The 16938-nt window shown below is 41.8% G+C and carries 14 protein-coding genes and 1 pseudogene; 6 read left to right on the top strand and 9 right to left on the bottom strand.

Translation table 11 applies throughout. The features are described 5' to 3' along the window. Positions 1-77: 77 nt before the first annotated feature. From BTR25_RS23425 to BTR25_RS23410, 4 genes are all read right to left on the bottom strand, one after another. Entirely contained in the window at positions 78-2438 is a 2361-nt protein-coding gene (locus BTR25_RS23425; RefSeq protein ID WP_075690406.1) for a penicillin acylase family protein, read from the bottom strand. Positions 2439-2786: 348 nt separating this feature from the next. Continuing rightward, on the bottom strand, positions 2787-3653 hold the full coding sequence (locus BTR25_RS28685; RefSeq protein WP_075690405.1) for an N-acetylmuramoyl-L-alanine amidase family protein: 867 nt from the start codon (positions 3651-3653) through the stop codon (positions 2787-2789). A 207-nt stretch (positions 3654-3860) separates the two neighbouring features. Then, complete coding sequence (locus BTR25_RS23415; RefSeq protein ID WP_083652531.1) at positions 3861-4175, bottom strand: DUF3221 domain-containing protein; 315 nt, start codon at positions 4173-4175, stop codon at positions 3861-3863. Positions 4176-4305: 130 nt separating this feature from the next. Next, entirely contained in the window at positions 4306-5340 is a 1035-nt protein-coding gene (locus BTR25_RS23410; RefSeq protein WP_075690404.1) for an alpha/beta fold hydrolase, read from the bottom strand. A gap of 361 nt (positions 5341-5701) precedes the next feature. Here BTR25_RS23410 and BTR25_RS23405 point away from each other — a divergent pair, with 361 nt between their 5' ends. Then, the gene (locus tag BTR25_RS23405) at positions 5702-6319 is read left to right on the top strand and encodes a transposase (protein ID WP_075690403.1); all 618 of its coding nucleotides are present in this window, start codon (positions 5702-5704) and stop codon (positions 6317-6319) included. Then, positions 6304-7809, top strand: coding sequence for a YifB family Mg chelatase-like AAA ATPase (locus BTR25_RS23400; RefSeq protein ID WP_075690402.1), 1506 nt, complete (start codon positions 6304-6306; stop codon positions 7807-7809). The genes BTR25_RS23405 and BTR25_RS23400 overlap by 16 nt, the downstream gene beginning before the upstream one ends. A gap of 126 nt (positions 7810-7935) precedes the next feature. On the opposite strand, the gene BTR25_RS23395 is transcribed toward BTR25_RS23400, so the two are convergent. Continuing rightward, entirely contained in the window at positions 7936-9540 is a 1605-nt protein-coding gene (locus tag BTR25_RS23395; RefSeq protein WP_075690401.1) for an aminotransferase class V-fold PLP-dependent enzyme, read from the bottom strand. After that, positions 9533-10099: a glycerol-3-phosphate acyltransferase gene (locus BTR25_RS23390; RefSeq protein WP_075690400.1), complete on the bottom strand. Its 567-nt coding sequence runs from the start codon at positions 10097-10099 to the stop codon at positions 9533-9535. Before BTR25_RS23390 ends, BTR25_RS23395 begins: the two co-directional genes overlap by 8 nt. A 294-nt stretch (positions 10100-10393) precedes the next feature. Here BTR25_RS23390 and BTR25_RS27880 point away from each other — a divergent pair, with 294 nt between their 5' ends. Further along, positions 10394-10561, top strand: a complete 168-nt coding sequence (locus BTR25_RS27880) for a hypothetical protein (protein ID WP_175596875.1) — start codon at positions 10394-10396, stop codon at positions 10559-10561. 15 nt (positions 10562-10576) lie between these two features. Further along, positions 10577-10891 (top strand): annotated as a pseudogene (locus tag BTR25_RS23385) (redoxin domain-containing protein); the annotation flags it as partial. A 583-nt stretch (positions 10892-11474) separates the two neighbouring features. Here the strand turns inward: BTR25_RS23385 and BTR25_RS23375 are convergent. The 3 genes from BTR25_RS23375 to BTR25_RS27875 form a co-directional block, all read right to left on the bottom strand. Then, positions 11475-12848 (bottom strand): trypsin-like peptidase domain-containing protein, encoded by a 1374-nt coding sequence (locus BTR25_RS23375; protein ID WP_254842785.1) that lies wholly within the window; start codon positions 12846-12848, stop codon positions 11475-11477. Between the two features lie 222 nt (positions 12849-13070). Beyond that, positions 13071-13880, bottom strand: coding sequence for a zinc transporter ZupT (gene zupT / locus BTR25_RS23370; protein WP_075690396.1), 810 nt, complete (start codon positions 13878-13880; stop codon positions 13071-13073). 239 nt (positions 13881-14119) lie between these two features. After that, positions 14120-14749 carry a hypothetical protein gene (locus BTR25_RS27875; protein WP_075690395.1) on the bottom strand — a complete coding sequence of 210 codons (630 nt, stop codon included), beginning with the start codon at positions 14747-14749 and terminating at the stop codon, positions 14120-14122. Between the two features lie 310 nt (positions 14750-15059). Between BTR25_RS27875 and BTR25_RS23360 the strand changes: the two genes are divergently transcribed. Then, positions 15060-15716: a 5-bromo-4-chloroindolyl phosphate hydrolysis family protein gene (locus tag BTR25_RS23360; RefSeq protein WP_075690394.1), complete on the top strand. Its 657-nt coding sequence runs from the start codon at positions 15060-15062 to the stop codon at positions 15714-15716. Next, on the top strand, positions 15713-16897 hold the full coding sequence (locus BTR25_RS23355) for a toxic anion resistance protein (protein ID WP_075690393.1): 1185 nt from the start codon (positions 15713-15715) through the stop codon (positions 16895-16897). Before BTR25_RS23360 ends, BTR25_RS23355 begins: the two co-directional genes overlap by 4 nt. Positions 16898-16938: the final 41 nt, after the last annotated feature.

Below are 16938 nucleotides of genomic sequence, written 5' to 3'. Positions count from 1 at the left end.
TGGGTGCCTGTTTCTCTTGTGCTTTTTTTAAAATAACCCCCCTAGAAGCACAAGCAGAGAAGGGGGTCTGACGGTTGTTACTTTTTATTAGGTTTTAAAATATCGAGAATCATCGGTTTGTATTCCCAGTTGGCATATAGTAATCTCTGGTCATCGAAATGAGACGAGAACGGATTACCACTTTGTCCAGGCGGCAGGATGTTCACACTCTTCGTACTAGCTTTTGAAAACTCAACGATTTGGTTATAGGTGCCTCGGTTCATGCTCAAGATAGACGGGACTCCTCGTGCACCGAGTTGCTGGAAGTTAATTTTTCCGGTAGTGGTCCGCCAATTGGCCATTTCTTTGCCCTCGTTAGCTACAGTAAGCTTTTCTACAGCAGTTTGTAAGCTATCCGAAACGATTTGATTAAGGTCTAGTTTTCCAAGAAACTTAAATTTCGTACCTAGGTCTTCTTCATTAGCATGAAGGACATGATATAGTAGGTCACTCGTAACCCCAGATACTCCTTGTAACTCTTTATATACATTCGTTTTAACTTCACTAAACCAAGCTCTAAAAATGGTAAGGCCAGAGTCGTCATATCGGTCATCTTTGTTATCATCCCATTGGAACATGTCCCAGTTCTCGATGATGGTCGCCGCTTCATGAGCACTTTCTGAGAGATTTTCATTCAGTTTTGATAACATTATTTCTTTAAAAAAGTAGGCATCCAATTCAATATGACCGGCTTTCTTATTTATTTCCTCCATATCATTCCACGAAACCTTTTGGAGAGATGCCAGCTGATCTAGGATAAATCCAACTCGGTGGGTTGGTCCAAACACAGCCTCAGTATATTCCCAATCGGTGCTGGGTTTATTGTTCCAGTTCGCAACATAGCCTTGAGCGGGATTAACCGCTTGTGTATTCGTTTCAAATGGAGCAATACCATTCCAGTCTTGTGAGCCATCACCCAACATTGGCAAGCGATTATCCGTTCCTTCTGCTCGGAGTGCATTTTGTCCTGTAATCCAGTAGCCGATGTTCCCTTGCTTATCGGAGTATAGGAAATTATGGGAGGTAGGAATCTTTTTCGCAGCTTCTTCAAACTGTTTGATGTTGCTGGCAAGGTTAAAATCATAGAAGCCGACCATTGCCTCAATCTCCTGTCCCCAATGAGAGCGTTTTTGGCTATATGCAACCAGGTTATTCTTGCTAACGACTGGACCGTAAACACTGCGATAAACGTTGTAAGCAATTGGAGAACCGCCAGCGACTTTAATGGTTTCAGTTCGAACCTCAAAATCTGTCCATTTTCCTTTATACCAATATTGATTTGGATTAGCTGGATTCACTTGGAGAACAAATGTATCGATCTGGTCACCATATCCAGTTGTGGTTGTCCAAGCAAAGTCATTGCCTCTGCCAATAAGCGGAATCGGACCAGCTCCGGCAAACGCCATTCCAACAGTGTTATAGCCAGCCCCATGAATTCCGACTTCATGGGCTATCTGTGGTGCAGAAAAGCCCATTTGCGGGCCGCCTAGTAAAAGGGTACCGCCATTAGCGCTTCGTGAGGGGCTGACAACCCAAGCATTACTTCCGCCCTTACTTGGAAAACCGAATTTCTTTTCAATATCAATTTTCATTTGCTGTTCAGTTTCAAGCTGTTTGGCAACATCTTCACTGTTAGAAAACTTTGCAAAATCTAGCTTGTTTGATGATTTCTTAACGGATTTATCTGTTTCACTCTGAAGAGATACGGGTGCAGTCGGGTCATTTTTTAAATAAATTGTTTCGAATATCTCCCGACCTTCTCCTGGAAACTTTGCTTCTAATTGATTCAATCTGTTCATAGCTGAAAGTTCACCGCCACCGCTTTCCCCAAACCTGCGCACCATTAATTGCTGGACTTTAAGTGAATCAACAATCGTCCATTTCGCAGGTTTTCTACCCTGGAATTCTGGAGGGAGGGCAGAGGAGGGTATGATTTCTATGTAATGGTTGATGCCGTCGATATAGCCCTGGAGCCCGCGTTTCACGTAGTCAGGCAAATGTTCAAATTGTTTTAGAGCCTCTTCATCGGTATAACCGTCACGGCGGATTACCTGGTCCTGTCCGATATTTGCAACACCGCCAAAAACCTCCGCCATTCTACCGCTGGCAACGAGTCTCGATAACTCTGCCTGCCAGAGCCTGTCCTCTGCGGTTGCATAGCCTGCTCCGAAAAATAAAGATGCGTCCGTTTCAGAATAAATGTGTGGAACACCATAGGAGTCTCTGACAATTTTAACCTGCTGACCCTGATGGTTTAAAAGTTTGGTAGATTCAATGGTATAGGCTGAAGATTCTTTAGGGACCGCCTTTCCTAGGGCGAGTTCTGGAGTGGGTACTACTAAAAAATAAGCAGCAATGAAAGAGGTGGATAGAACCTTTAAAAACTGTTTCTTTTTCAATAAATTACCTCCTTAGTAATAGATACAAATTCACTATAACGCATTATTATTGTGAAAAATGCAAATCTATGAAAAGGTTTTCATAGAAAAAGTGTTTGTTTCCGACACCATTTTTACTTTGAATAGACAATATGCTTTTTAATGTCACTTTATGATATTGCAGACAAAACAGGGACTCTGTTAAGATAGTGCTGAACGTTATAACAAACAATTAACACAAAAGAAGTAACTCGCAGCTGGCGGTTACTTCTTTTTGTTAGCTGTGACAGGCACACAGAAATACAGCAATTCGTTATAAAATTTTCTAGAGATCCAATAGATTGGAAGGCTACTTGGAGTGCTATCTTGCTATTTTATGGTAGCTCCTGTTTCAGGTCCTGCATAAATCTGAACTTTTCCAAGCTGAAGTGTTTGAATAATATATACATTGGGCTGTGGCTCTCCTAAAATCGTGTATTGGAGGCCGCCAAATTTACTCGGGCGTAAGCGGGTTGGAAGAGCATTTGCTTTAACTGGCTGAACATTTAGCGGATAGACTCTCCATTCGTTGACATGTGCTGGAAGATATAGGGTTCGTGTGCTAGAGCCAGAACTGGAGCCAGGCGCTGAGACCGTGCTAGGGCCAGTACCAGATGTTGATCCCGTAGCGGGCGGTGTTGAAGTGTTACCAGTCTTTTGCAGGCTAAAAGCTTTAGCAATCCCGTTCACATGGCCGCGGGCAACGTTTTCAATCCAGTTAGGATCCTTCATCCTCGCCGCATCATTACTATTGTCGATAAAACCGTTTTCAGTTAAGAGAGCGTCCATTGTAGATTCACGAATCACATGGAAGTTTGCCTTTTTGGCACCACGGTCAGTCATATTGTTTAACTTCACAATCTCTGGATGAATGATACGCTGAATATCCGCTGTACGAGAACGACTCGATAAGGCATCGTGAATGTAATCCTCGTAGCCGGTACCGCCGCCAGCATTAATATGGACAGATAGGTAAAAATCTGCTCCCCAGGCATTTGCATTGTTTGTACGCTGCTGCAACGAAACCGTTTGGTCCCCGGTACGACTCATCCTTACCTCTACATTCTGGTACTCATTCACCAGAATATCCCGAATCCTATTTGCAATCGAAAGCGTAACATGCTTCTCCTGCAACCCATTTCCAACAGCCCCCGGATCCGAACCCCCATGTCCAGGGTCAATAAAAACCTTCACCATAAATATCACCTCATCTTTTTATATATGAAAAAAGGGCTGAAAAGGTTCAATTGGCGGGGGCTTTCGGTGCCGCTTACGGTGCCTGTCACCGTCCGTGGACAAATCACCTGATTTGTCCGCCTGAGGTGGACAGTGACAAAAGTCGGTAGTAAAAAAAGCTTGGTTGTGTTAATAAATAACACTTCCAAGCTTTGTCATGCGGTTTGATTAGGGGGTAATTAGTTCTATGTTTAGTGCAGTCGCTTGTAGTGGGTAGGATTCCCTAATTTTTCCGTCTGTCCAAACTGCGACGGTTTGGTCAGGTTCGAAGTTGGTGTTCTCAGCGTTTTTAGGTAGTGTAATCCAGATTAACCCTTTATCTGGATCGTCTACTAATATTGCTTTGCTATCAGCATCCACCTCTTTAATAACACCAGAAACGTCATACTCTCCTTTTACACTGTCGTCTTTTTGAATGCAGCCAGCCAACCAGATAAAGCTAAAGAGTATGGCAAAGAGCAGTATTTTTTTCACCGTGTACATCCCTCCAGTTTTATATTATCTGGCAAAAGCTCTTGCAAGAGATACCATTTAAGATTCTCAGCTCAATTAGGGTAGTCTTCAATTTCCTAGCAGCAGTAAATGACCAGCAGAAATATTTATTCTCCATTTTTTACTGGATAACCTCCGTTTTGATCGAGTTAATGAGAAACCTTTCGATTGCCTTTGCATCTTCTGGATGGAACATATGGGAGGAATTTTCATACCAGACCATTTCCTTCCCTTGTGGTGCTTCAAGCTTTTGAAAAAATTCCTCAACAGGTATGCCGTCAACATGAAAGTCCTGCTTCCCATGCAAAAAGGCAATAGGTACTTCAATTCGTGTTAAGGCCTCAAGGTTAATTTCAGCAAAATCCTCAATCAGTTCTTGGGTGTAGGTTAGATTGTATGAACTATAAAAGGTATGAAATATGTCCTTTAATGTATATTCCGAGCTATTTAGAAAAATCTTGAACGCACCGCCCATTCCTGGGTGTTTCACCGTTTCAGTAGTGTAAATCATTGACTTATACTTGATTAAGGGGCGGCGGAATTCTGTCCATTCCTTTAATTTCATGAAAGGGGGACGGCCAATTTCCTCTAGTTTTTTCAAGGTCCTTTGGTCGTTTGCTTTCTCGGCTTTATTTTTCAACCAGTCATAGCAAAGAGCATCGTTATTTGTCCAATTTAAGATTTGTGATATTCCGAAGTAACCATAAAGTTTTTCCGGGTAGCGTGAGGCAACCGATAGTCCAATAATGGTTCCCCATGAGTGTGCAGCCAAATATACCTTCTCCTGCTGAAAACGACTTTTTAGATTATCGATGAGTTCTGAACAGTCGAGAATAAATTGTTCTACTCTTAGTGTTTCTGCTGAGAGATCTTTGCTGAAAGACTTGCCAGCGCCACGCTGATCCCAGAAGACCACAACAAAATGCTTAACTAATTCTTTGGTAGAAGTTGATACGGCATAATCCTGCCCGCGCGAAACAACACCTGGAATCGGCATGCACGGACCTCCATGAACATATAATAAAACAGGCTTCTTAGGATCCATAGCCTGAATCAAAATCGTCTGCTCCACACCACCCAAGACAATCCGCTCAACCGAATCAATCCCCGAAGCAGGAATCAAAAAATCACGCTTCTTAATAAAATACCCCATCATCCCAAACCCCTCTCTATAACTATAGTATAATACTTAAATACCAAATATTACATACTCTACTGGGTGACAATACTTGGTGACAGGCACCGCCCGTGGACAAAGTGGTCGTTTTGTATTTGTGTGGTGACAGGCACCACACAAATACAAATTACCCTATTTGTACGCCTGGGGTGGACAATGTCATTAGAAAATTTTAATAAGGAAGAAGGATTATGACGGATGCTGTCGAATTGGTTAATACGTATCCCGCATTTATCCCTTCATCTTGTTTTGTTGTTTTCGTCTTAATTCCTTTACCTGCCCTAACCTAATACCAACCCTAAAACCAATCCAATTTTAATTGAATGAAGGAGTGACTGCTATGGGCCGAAGACGCCGTGCGTTTTTTGAAGGTGCAAAGTATCATATTACGAGTCGGGGAGTTCGAAGGTCTACGCTATTTTTTGATGATGAGGACAGAATCAAGTACCTTAGTTTGTTAGAAGAGTCGAGACTGCGCTACTTCTATACACTCCACGCCTACTGCCTCATGACCAACCACACTCATCTTCAGCTTGAAACCACCACTATTTCACCCGCCATCATTATGAGTTACCTCAATACCCATTATGCCAAGTATTTTAACAAAAAATATGAATATACTGGCCATGTTTTTGACAAACGCTATAATGCAGAATTATTAGATTCACTTGATTATGAATTCGATGTAAGCAAATATATTCACCTTAATCCATTAAAGGCGGGGTTAGTGGATATACTTGAGGACTTTCCATGGAGCAGTTATTTAGATTATGTCAATGGCGAAGTGTCTTCCCTTGTTAATCCCCAATATTTGCTGTCCTATTTCCCAAAACCTGCATCCCAAAAATACGAGGAATATGTTAAAGCCCCTTTTATGGAGTTATATTTAGATAAAAACGGACAGGTTATCATGCTTTCAAATAAATTGGAGGGTACACCACCATGTGTGCAACCGTAACTAGTATTGGATTGAAAGGAATGGAAGGATATCGTGTCAATGTGGAAGTAATGTCTTTTGTCGGAACAGATTCTATTCGCATCGTCGGACTGCCAGATGCAGCTGTGAAAGAGTCTAGAGAAAGAATTATTGCAGCATTTCGTTCATTGGAGCTGTCGCTCTCTGGACAAAAAGTTATCATTAACCTGTCACCTTCAGAGCAAAAGAAAAGTGGACCGATGTTTGATCTAGCTATGGCCATTAGTATGCTTGTTAGCTTGCATGAACTCAATGTTGAAATCCCGCCTAATACAGCATTTATTGGTGCGTTATCGTTGGACGGGGCCATCGTCCCTGTGGTTGGAATGCTGCCGGCTGTGCTTGCAGCAAAAAAACTTACCATCCAAACACTATATATGCCTTATGATGAAACTTTTCCAATCCTCGAATTTTCAGACCTCAAAATTATCTTCGTGTCGTCATTGAAACAGGTAATAGACCATTTGTCAGGGCGAGGACTAGGTGTCCCTGTCATTTTTCCCAAAAATAATGTGGAACGGTACGAGATGAAGAGTTTAACAAATTTCGAGCAGGTTATGGGGAATAAAAATAGTAAAAGAGCTTTAGAGGTAGCAGCGGCTGGGGGCCATCATGTCTTAATGACCGGTCCGCCTGGGTGCGGAAAAAGTATGCTGGCTGAAAGCTTTCCCTCGATTTTACCAGCCTTAACAAAGCAGGCACAGCTTGAAGTGATTAGTCTATACCAGTTAAGCGGAATTACCTGCCCTGACACTCGATTTCCTCCTTTTCGCAACCCGCACCATTCAGCGTCAGCCATCAGCATAATTGGTGGAGGTACCTATCCAAAGCCCGGTGAAATTTCATTAGCCCACCAAGGTGTCCTTTTTCTAGATGAAATGGCTGAATTTCCGAAAAAGTTGCTTGATATGCTGAGACAGCCATTTGAAAATGGAAAAATTACGATTAGCCGAACACATGCGACGATTTCATATCCTGCAGAGTTCACTTTAATCGCGGCCATGAATCCTTGTCCATGTGGGTATGCAGGATCGAATACTCATTATTGCACATGTACGAAGAAGCAGGTAATATCCTATAAAAATAAAATATCTGGTCCGCTTCAAGACAGATTTGACATTCATCTTTCCCTAAGACCCGTAGTATTTTCTGAGGATCTTAATAGAGAAGAATCATCTGAGATTGTTAGGGATAGAGTGGAAGAGGCAAGAAAACGTCAATACAATCGATACGAAAAAGAAATTTGTAATAGCAGAGTAACTTACGATGTACTCCTTCAAACAAGCCCGTTAACAGTTGTTCAACAAAGGAAACTTCAACATCTTTCAGCCAGAAAAAACTGGAGCAGCCGTACACAAATAAAAATCATCCGCCTGGCACGCACCATCTCGGATCTCAATGGAAGTCCAGCCATCACCGACCAAAGCATAGAGGAAGCAATCAAGTTAAATGGTGTTAAATATAGATGTTGAATATAGGTGACAGGCACCGTCCGTGGACAATTCCCCTTATTTGTCCACCTCAGGCGTACAGTTGAACATAAAAATCACTCCTTAGCATGCCGCTGAAGGAGTGACTCCTTTATAAAGGTTATATCGTTAGCGCTGAACCAGAGTCTTAGTGTTATTTATATGTTCATAGCTGACAATCCGGTGCAGCAGGTTGACCATTTTTTCAAGGTCGGCCTCATGGTAATCGTCAATACAGGCGAATTGTATCCAATTCCGCTGCTTTAGGTATTCACTTTCGTAATGCAGCTGATAGCCATGATAGTAGACTAGCTCACCTATAGCAGCAGACGATAGGCGATAAGGGCTTGCAATGGTTAGGATGATCGGTGAACTGTTTTCTTCACTTATGATCGTAAACTGGTACTGTTTTAGTTTTTCTTTTAAAAAATGATGCCTTTCAGCGATTTTTCGATAGGTTTCGATATTTATATTTTCCAGGGCTGCCAATAAAGCTTCTAAGAGATTTGACGACTGTGAAAAGGGGATGCTGTCCTTTTGCATGTAGTAGCCAAGATCAAGGTATTTTGGCAAATCTGATGATGGGGTTACTTCATGCTGATGGAACACAAAAGACAATCCGGTAAAAGCCCTCAATGCTTTGCCGCTTACCCCAGTCGCTAAAAATACACCCTCTAAATCAATCTCCATAGCCCCTATTGAACTTATGCAATCTAAGCAAAGTTTAAGGCTGTATTCATGTGCAATAACCTTCAGCAAGTTTACATCGTTCAACATGCCAGAGGAGGTTTCACTATGAACAGCCCAAATCCAGGTGGTTTCAGTGGTCAAATTGGAAACGATTTCTTCTTTAGTGAAGGCTTGACCCCATTCTTTTTCAACTACTCCATAGGAAAGCCCAAGTCGGCCAGCTTGTTCCGTTAAACGGCTGCCAAACTCTCCGTTTACTAAAATAAGCCCTTTGCCACTTTCCTTGGAAAGCTGTGCTGCCACGACATCATTTGCGAGTGTCCCCGACCCTAAGAAAACCTCAACATAATGACTGTTAACCATTTGACATAAACGACTTTTAGCTGTCGTCAGCTTTTGTAGAAACTCCTCTGATCGATGAGAAATCGGAGTCCTACTCAGTGCATTTCTTACATTTTCAGAGATTTGAACAGGACCGGGCAAAAACGGAATTGTTGCTGGGAGGATTCTACCTGCAACAGATTCGTCAAAAGTCTTTTTCGTTAAATACATCGGTTGATAAAGGGCATCCTCCGTACCGGTTAAATGTGCAAAAGGCTTGAAGCCCATTTGCCCATAAAGCTTTAACTGACGGACGGTTCCTGATATAACCGCAATGTCGTAACCTTTTTTTAAACAATACTTTATTAAAAACTGGACTAACCCTAAAAAGACTCGTCCATTGCGAAAATCCTTTTTAACAGCTAAAAGCCTGACTTCACAAGGATAATTGATAGGAAAATCAAGCTGCTGCTCAACAGGACCAATTTTTCGGTCGAGTGAAAATGGACGATTTGCACGAATGGCAATCATTCCTACAACTTCCGAATCTTTAATACAAACAATATATGTATTTTCTGAATGAAATTGGTCTACTAATCTCTGTTCAGCATTCGGTGAATGCTGGGGAATTTCCTCAGAAAAGGTTAGATAATTTAAACGGTGAATTTGTTCAATTTCATCGTGAGAGGAGGCAATTTTAAAAAAATATTCATGATTATCCATTTCGTTTCAGCCTTTCTTTAACATTTTCTGTATGTGCTAGAAGGATCATGACCACAAGGGCTATTTCTATGATGAAACTTAGCACGTCATTATTTCTGTAAAATAGGAATAACGGGATGATGAGAAATGTCCCTAATCCTGCAAGGGTAAAGCTCCTAATAAAGGGGTAAAGAACGCCAAAAGTCAAGATTATCACTGGAACAAGCAGGGGCTCAAAGGTTAGCATGCCGCCGATGAAGGTTGAAATCCCTTTTCCGCCTTTAAATTTTAGGGTGACGGGCTTAAGATGACCAGTTATTGCTAATGCTAGGCCAACCAACTGGACAGGTTCCGCAAATTGAAAGTAGCGGGCAATTAGAACAACAACGGCCCCTTTTAGGGCATCTCCAAGGAAAATGACCACAAAAGCTAGTTTTCCATGCAGGCGTCCAGCATTCCTGGCACCGATATTACCGCTTCCCTGGCCGCGAATATCGACCTGGTAGAAAATTTTTGAAATCAAAAACCCGAACATTATACTTCCTAGTAAATAGGAAGCTAAAAGATAAATCCAGATCATTTACACCCAACCTTTAGTTTTGAATTCTATCATAACAATGAAGATGCCCACTTTAACAAGCAGTATATCTTCACTTCATGAGAACGAAATTTTGAAGAAGGAGTAAACGGGGATAAACTGCCCGTAATAGCCCGATAAATTTAACCTAGCCATCAGTGGGAAAAAGAAAACCCATTGTTGGAAGTTTCATATTATTTCCATTATAATATGTTTCTATAATTATTCACATAAACTTTATCAATTTTCCTACCCTATTGGGTATAATAGATTTGGAATTGTTTGAGGAGGTGAAGTATGAGTACGCATAAACTTAAATTTTTCATGGTATTATTCCTGGCTATGAATGCATTCATGACGGGGTGTTCAGGCTCTGATATATTACTGGATGATGAAGAAAAGGAAGTCAGCTTTGAAAATCAGGTACAGCCTTCATTAATATTCTTTTTTACAGGAGTTGGCTGAGACTATTGCAAATCGCAGCTGGTCGAGCTGCAGAAAAACAAACAGATGTTTGCTGAATTTCCAGGTAATATCTACGCACTTAGTTCAGATACAGTAAAGCATCACCAAGAATTAAAGGAAGAATTAGGTCTGGAGTTTACAATCCTATCAGACGAAAAGCTCAAATTAATCCAAGAGGCTGGGATGAAAGACCCTCAAGCACACAAATCGCTCAGAGGCTTTGCCATCCTAGACAAAGACGGAAAAATAATCGCCGCCCAAGAAGTAAACCCATTCGGCATCGAAATGGCCAACATCATCACCTATGCTAATGAAAAACTAGCAAAATAGGGGACAAAAAAGGGTGACAGGCACCGCTCGTGGACAAATACCCCTATTTGTCCACCTCAGGCGTACAGTTGGATGATATTTTTGGAAAAAACATCCTCTGATATGTGAGGATGTTTTTCTTATGGCAGGGATCCATATCTTCTAGGTGGTTAATCTCCGCCGCCACCTCCCCCTGAGTCGCCGCCAGCAGAGTCATTGCTTGAGCTGAAGGAGGCCTCACTGCTGGTGTAGTCGTGGTCGTGATGATGGTGATGGTGATGGTTTGTGCTTCTCCTATTTGGAAAGATCAAAAACGCGATAATAATTGTGACGGCCCCAAGAAAGACTTGGGCATTGAAGATAAGATAGATTCCATAGATAAGTATAAGGAAGCCAATCAAGCGGATGAATGTTCTCAGAAGCATCTCCTCCTTAAAGATCCTCTATATTTATAGATATTATTTCCCATTGCTTTTTATACTTTGACTTCAAAGAACAATGGTTAAATCTTCCCCTTTTATGTAGGTAGAAATAAAAACGAAAAAGGATGTAGTTATAGTAACCCCTACATCCTTTTTGGTTAAATCAAAACATCAAAACCTACCTACTCGTCGTTCTTTTTCTCCTGTTTTTTCTGCTGCTCCTGAAGAGCAAGGATGATGTCTTGAACATCAATTTTTCCGTCATTGTTTAAATCAGGTATAGTCGATTGCGGAGTAGGCGGTGGCGTCGATGCTGGTGCCGGTGCTGCTGCAACAGCGGCAGCTTGCTTTTTCGGTTTAAAAGCAAATGTAAAGACTAATAGAATGATAATGAACAGGCCTGCAACCCCATCGACAATGTAGAATATTGTTTTATAGTCTGACCATAAGGTTTTACTATCTCCAGTTCTTTCCTCTGAATTAGCGATGAATTTTTTGATTTCTGAATGATTCGGATAGATTCTCTGAACTGCTTCAAATTTATCTAAAGCATTCTTGTAATAGCCACCCCAATAGAGTTCCAAGCCTTCCTTATATAGCCGGTCAGTATCACTTCCGGTATTCTTTGCACCTGCTTGGTTAACGAACTCTTTTACCGTATTAACCGGTACTGAAAAGTTAAAGCCTTGAACTTCCTGGCCGTTAACGGTGTCGCCTCTAAACGTTAATAAACCAATAATTTCTCCTGCTTCATTGATGACAGGTCCACCGCTATTTCCGTGGGTGGCAGCAGCGTTAATTTGAATGACTGGGCTTCCTTGCTCTGTTTTCTTATCAGTAGCAGAAATTTGTCCGGCATTCATAGAAGAAACGAGGGATGAATCTGGCGATAATAGCTCAGAATCAGCAGCTGCCGGATAGCCGCTAACCCAAATATTATCTTGATTTTGGATATTGTCGGAATTTCCGAGTTTTAATGTTGGAAGGTTCTTTCCTTCAATCTTAAGGACAGCAACGTCCTTCCCTTCATTTACAGGGGCACCATAGCTTTTTACCTCACCATCAAGAATATCTCCTCCTGGTAAAATAACTTTTAGTACTCTTTGGATGCCAGTATATTGCGTGTAGGTTAGCATATAATCATAGGCTGTATTGTAATCTACCTGAAAATAGTCAGCCATAATACCGACAAGCTGTTCGAAGGCTACATTGGCAATATCTGTATCCTCTAATTGGGTAGATTCAACTACATGGGCATTCGTGACAATATAGCCGTCGGAGCTAATGATTGCACCTGACCCTGATCCGCCAACAACAGATTGATAGTTTAGCTGAGCTAAGATGGCATCGACTTCAGGATCATTTGGATTATTAAACTGCCATCCGACAATAGCATAGTCAATAATCCGGACTACAGCTGGCTTCGTATGCTCCGCGAGCCTTTGTGCTTGCGAGACCTTTCCCGTTTCTGGTTTCATACCCATAAGGACAAACGAAGCAACAATTACGCCAATTAGCAGCAAACATAATGGTATGGTAAAAAAGGCCCTTTTCACCAAACATTCACCCTCTTCACGAATTTTAAATTTCCCAACTAATATATGCCCGTCAAATACCAATCAAACTTTGTCTAAAAAAATAAATAAGCCTCGAAAAAAGTTGGTGCCTGTCACCACTCGTGGACAAATCGATCAATTTGTCCACCTCAGGCGTACAAATCAAAAAGCCAGCAAATTATGCTGGCTTTCGTTTTTTTTATTGGAGAATAACATGCACTGCTAGATAAATAGTAAGAGGCTGAGCGCCATGACCGCCATTCCACCGATTAGACCGTAGATGGATAGGTGTGTTTCATCGTATCTTTTGGCAGCGGGCAATAGTTCATCGAGTGAGATGAATACCATAATACCTGCTACTGCTGCGAAAATAACTCCGAACATAACATCATTTAAGAATGGCATCAAGAATAGATATGCTACAAGGGCCCCGACTGGTTCTGACAAGCCTGATAAGAATGAAAGTTTAAAAGCCTTTTTCTTGTCGCCGGTTGCAAAATAGACCGGTACAGATACGGCAATACCCTCAGGGATGTTATGGATGGCAATTGCCACAGCAATCGCAATCCCCAGCCCAGGGTCCTGCAAGGCAGAGGTAAAGGTAGCGATTCCTTCAGGAAAATTATGAATAGCAATTGCAAGGGCAGTAAATTTCCCCATTTTTAATAAATCTGGTTTTTTTTCGTCTATTCCAGGTAGTTTCATATCTTCAACAGTCTTAAGCTCATGGGGATTGGATTGCTTTGGAATAAATTTGTCAATCATGGCAATGAGAAGCATTCCTCCAAAAAATCCTCCAACCGTTAACCAGTTTCCTTGAACAACTCCTAGTGCCCCAGTAAGTGCATCTTTTGCTTTTACAAAAATCTCAACCATTGAGACATAAATCATTACACCTGCAGAAAACCCAAGGGTAACAGATAAAAATTTCGTATTGGTGTGTGAGGTGAAAAAAGCAAGGAGGCTTCCGATGCCCGTTGCTAGACCGGCCATTAAGGTAAGTCCAAACGCTAACAGTAAATTCTCCGTCATATTCTCTTCTCCTTTAGATATTACTTATTTAAATATTTTGAATAGTATTATATATGCGCTAACTCAGAAATGTTTCCTTCGAGAAACATTTTACACCTAACGAAACAAAAATAATATTAAAAACTTTTTCTATAACGAAAATTTTTTAAAAAGTGAATATGCTGTATGTAACATCATCTAAAAAACGTGAACACCCTCAATTAATCTGAGGGACATTCACGTTTGTTAATATATCTTAATTAAAAGGTATCAGTGTCGAAGCCGTAGCCTCCGGTCCCAGGTCCAAAGCTGCCATAACCGCCAGCACCCGGTCCAAACCCAGCCCCCGGTCCAAACCCAGCACCCGGTCCAAACCCAGCACCTGGTCCAAACCCAGCACCCGGTCCAAACCCAGCACCGGGTCCAAACCCGGCCCCCGGTCCAAACCCAGCCCCCGGTCCAAACCCAGCCCCCGGTCCAAACCCAGGTCCAAACCCAGCCCCCGGTCCAAACCCAACACCCGGTCCAAACCCARCACCCGGYCCAAACCCAGCACCCGGCCCAAACCCAGCACCTGGCCCAAACCCAGCCCCCGGTCCAAACCCAGCCCCCGGTCCAAACCCGACACCCGGTCCAAACCCGGCACCTGGTCCAAATCCAGCACCCGGTCCAAACCCAGCACCTGGTCCAAACCCAGCACCCGGTCCAAACCCGGCCCCTGGTCCGTGGAAGCCACCGATTCCACCGCCGCTAAAATTAGATCCTAAATACCCTAGACCAGCCCCAATGAGACCTGCACCTAATGGTCCAATACGTTCAAATTCCTGATATCCTTCGTAAGGTGTATTTCCATATTGAGTATTAACAGGCATATTCATCGAATGATACATCGATTCATCTCACTCCTCTTTCTATCTTGATTCATTCCTATCCTATGTACCAACCTCCGTTCTTCTTGGGCAGGAGCCCAAGATATTGAAAACGGTCGAAATAGTAGAGGTGACAGGCACCACAAAAAATCGGTCTTAGGTCTTAGATTTGATTACGTTTGTGGTCTATGGATTGCAGGAGTTTTATGGTGTATTGTTGAAGTAATGGAAGACTAGGCAGAGTTTTTCATTATTTTACAATTAGATGAAACATTCTAATTCATTTATTCGTATGAATAGTTAGGAATTTTATTGTCAGGAGTCGATTATAATGAACCGATTTTTATCGTTTCTAGTGCAGTCGTTTGTGACTGTTCCGTCCGTTGTCACAATTTGGTTAGTCAGCATCATTGGGTTTGATCTTGCATTCTGGCTTTCAACAGGCTTTGCCATAGCTGGAGGTGCGGCTGTTTCAATGATTACATCCGCTATAATGACAAACCGCTTTTTGAAAAAACACCAACTAACAAGAAAAGAATACCGATATATTAAAAAGAATTTAGATGAAGCGAAGCAAAAAATAACCCGCCTAAACAAAGCGTTATTTTCCATTCGTGATATTCCGACCTTAAAGCAGCGGATAGATGTGCTCCGGATTACGCGTAAAATCCATAGCCTGACGAAAACAGAACCAAGAAGATTTTATAAGGCTGAGAAATTCTATTTTTCCCACTTAGACTCTGTTGTGGAATTAACTGAGAAATATCGCTTTTTATCCGTACAGCCGAAGAAGAGTAACGAGATCAATCTTTCGCTTTACGACACACGGCAAACCCTAACAGATCTAACGAAGGCTTTAGAAGAGGATTTGTACTATATCGTTTCCGATGACCTAGACCATTTGAATTTTGAAATCGATGTAGCAAAGCATTCAATCAAAAAGCTTAATGATTCAAAAATAGAGCAAGAAAACAGGAGGACAAAATGAGCGAAAATAACCACTCTCCGCAATTAAAGAAAACAGGAAATATATTAGACGATATCCTTGCCAATCCTTTTGGTGATAATGAACTTGCGCCTCAGCCGCAAGCATCCCCACAGGTTCAAGAAGCAAGGCCTGTCAAACTAATTGATGTCATTCCCGAAGAGAACCGGGCGAAAGCATATCAGCTTGCAGAACAAATTGATCCGACCAATCACCAGGCAATGATTACGTACGGTACCCAGGCACAGGGAAAACTCCTGTCATTCTCCCATTCCATGCTTGAGCATGTCCAAAAGCAGGATATCGGTGAGGTGGGGGAAATCATTGCCGATTTAATGAAAAGACTAGATGAGGTTAATCCAGATGAGCTAAAGGATGGCAAGCCGTCCTTTTTGGCGCGGATGTTTGGCAAAATCTCTGGTTCTCTTCAGGAAGTACTCTCGAAGTATCAAAAAACGGGGGCACAGATTGATCGGATTAGTGTAAAACTAGACCGAAGCAAGAATGTTCTATTATCTGATATCAAACTACTTGAACAGCTATATGAGACAAATAAAGAGTATTTTCATGCTCTGAATGTGTATATTGCAGCGGGTGAATTGAAACTTGAGGAGCTTCATCATAAAACAATCCCTGCAATGAAAAAAGCAGCGGAAGCAATGAATGATCAAATGAAGTTTCAAGAGGTTAATGATATGATTCAATTCGCCGATCGTTTAGATAAGCGGTTGTATGACTTGAAATTAAGCAGGGAAATTACGATCCAAAGTGCACCGCAGATTCGTTTGATTCAAAATACGAATCAGGCACTTGTAGAAAAAATTCAATCGTCTATCATGACTGCTATTCCTTTATGGAAAAATCAAGTGGCCATCGCACTGACGTTAATTCGTCAACGCCATGCAGTAGAAGCACAGAAGAAGGTTTCGCAAACAACCAATGATTTATTGCTGAAAAATGCTGAGATGCTGAAGACAAATACGATTGAAACGGCTAAGGAAAATGAGCGCGGTTTGGTGGATATCGAAACATTAAAGAAAACACAGGAAAACTTAATTACTACCCTTGAAGAGACTATGCGAATTCAAGAGGAAGGCCGTCAGAAACGCCGAATTGCCGAACAGGAACTGGCAACTATGGAAAATGACTTAAGGCATAAGTTATTAGAAATTAAAGGAAATTAGTTGGAGGCAAGGCAGCCTGACTTGGGTCTATAGACTCTTTA

Origin of the sequence: Bacillus sp. MRMR6, from assembly GCF_001940785.1 — a bacterium.
Taxonomy (GTDB): domain Bacteria; phylum Bacillota; class Bacilli; order Bacillales; family Cytobacillaceae; genus Neobacillus.
Note: the sequence above shows the minus strand (reverse complement) of the source record. Positions and strands in the feature narration are given on the sequence as shown.

Excerpts from the sequence above, each read along its gene's own strand:
- BTR25_RS28685 (WP_075690405.1), bottom strand. The coding sequence starts at position 3,653 with ATGGTGAAGGTTTTTATTGACCCTGGACATGGGGGTTCGGATCCGGGG.
- BTR25_RS23415 (WP_083652531.1), bottom strand. The coding sequence starts at position 4,175 with ATGTACACGGTGAAAAAAATACTGCTCTTTGCCATACTCTTTAGCTTT.
- BTR25_RS23410 (WP_075690404.1), bottom strand. The coding sequence starts at position 5,340 with ATGATGGGGTATTTTATTAAGAAGCGTGATTTTTTGATTCCTGCTTCG.
- BTR25_RS23405 (WP_075690403.1), top strand. The coding sequence starts at position 5,702 with ATGGGCCGAAGACGCCGTGCGTTTTTTGAAGGTGCAAAGTATCATATT.
- BTR25_RS23400 (WP_075690402.1), top strand. The coding sequence starts at position 6,304 with ATGTGTGCAACCGTAACTAGTATTGGATTGAAAGGAATGGAAGGATAT.
- BTR25_RS23395 (WP_075690401.1), bottom strand. The coding sequence starts at position 9,540 with ATGGATAATCATGAATATTTTTTTAAAATTGCCTCCTCTCACGATGAA.
- BTR25_RS23390 (WP_075690400.1), bottom strand. The coding sequence starts at position 10,099 with ATGATCTGGATTTATCTTTTAGCTTCCTATTTACTAGGAAGTATAATG.
- BTR25_RS27880 (WP_175596875.1), top strand. The coding sequence starts at position 10,394 with ATGAGTACGCATAAACTTAAATTTTTCATGGTATTATTCCTGGCTATG.
- zupT (WP_075690396.1), bottom strand. The coding sequence starts at position 13,880 with ATGACGGAGAATTTACTGTTAGCGTTTGGACTTACCTTAATGGCCGGT.
- BTR25_RS23360 (WP_075690394.1), top strand. The coding sequence starts at position 15,060 with ATGAACCGATTTTTATCGTTTCTAGTGCAGTCGTTTGTGACTGTTCCG.
- BTR25_RS23355 (WP_075690393.1), top strand. The coding sequence starts at position 15,713 with ATGAGCGAAAATAACCACTCTCCGCAATTAAAGAAAACAGGAAATATA.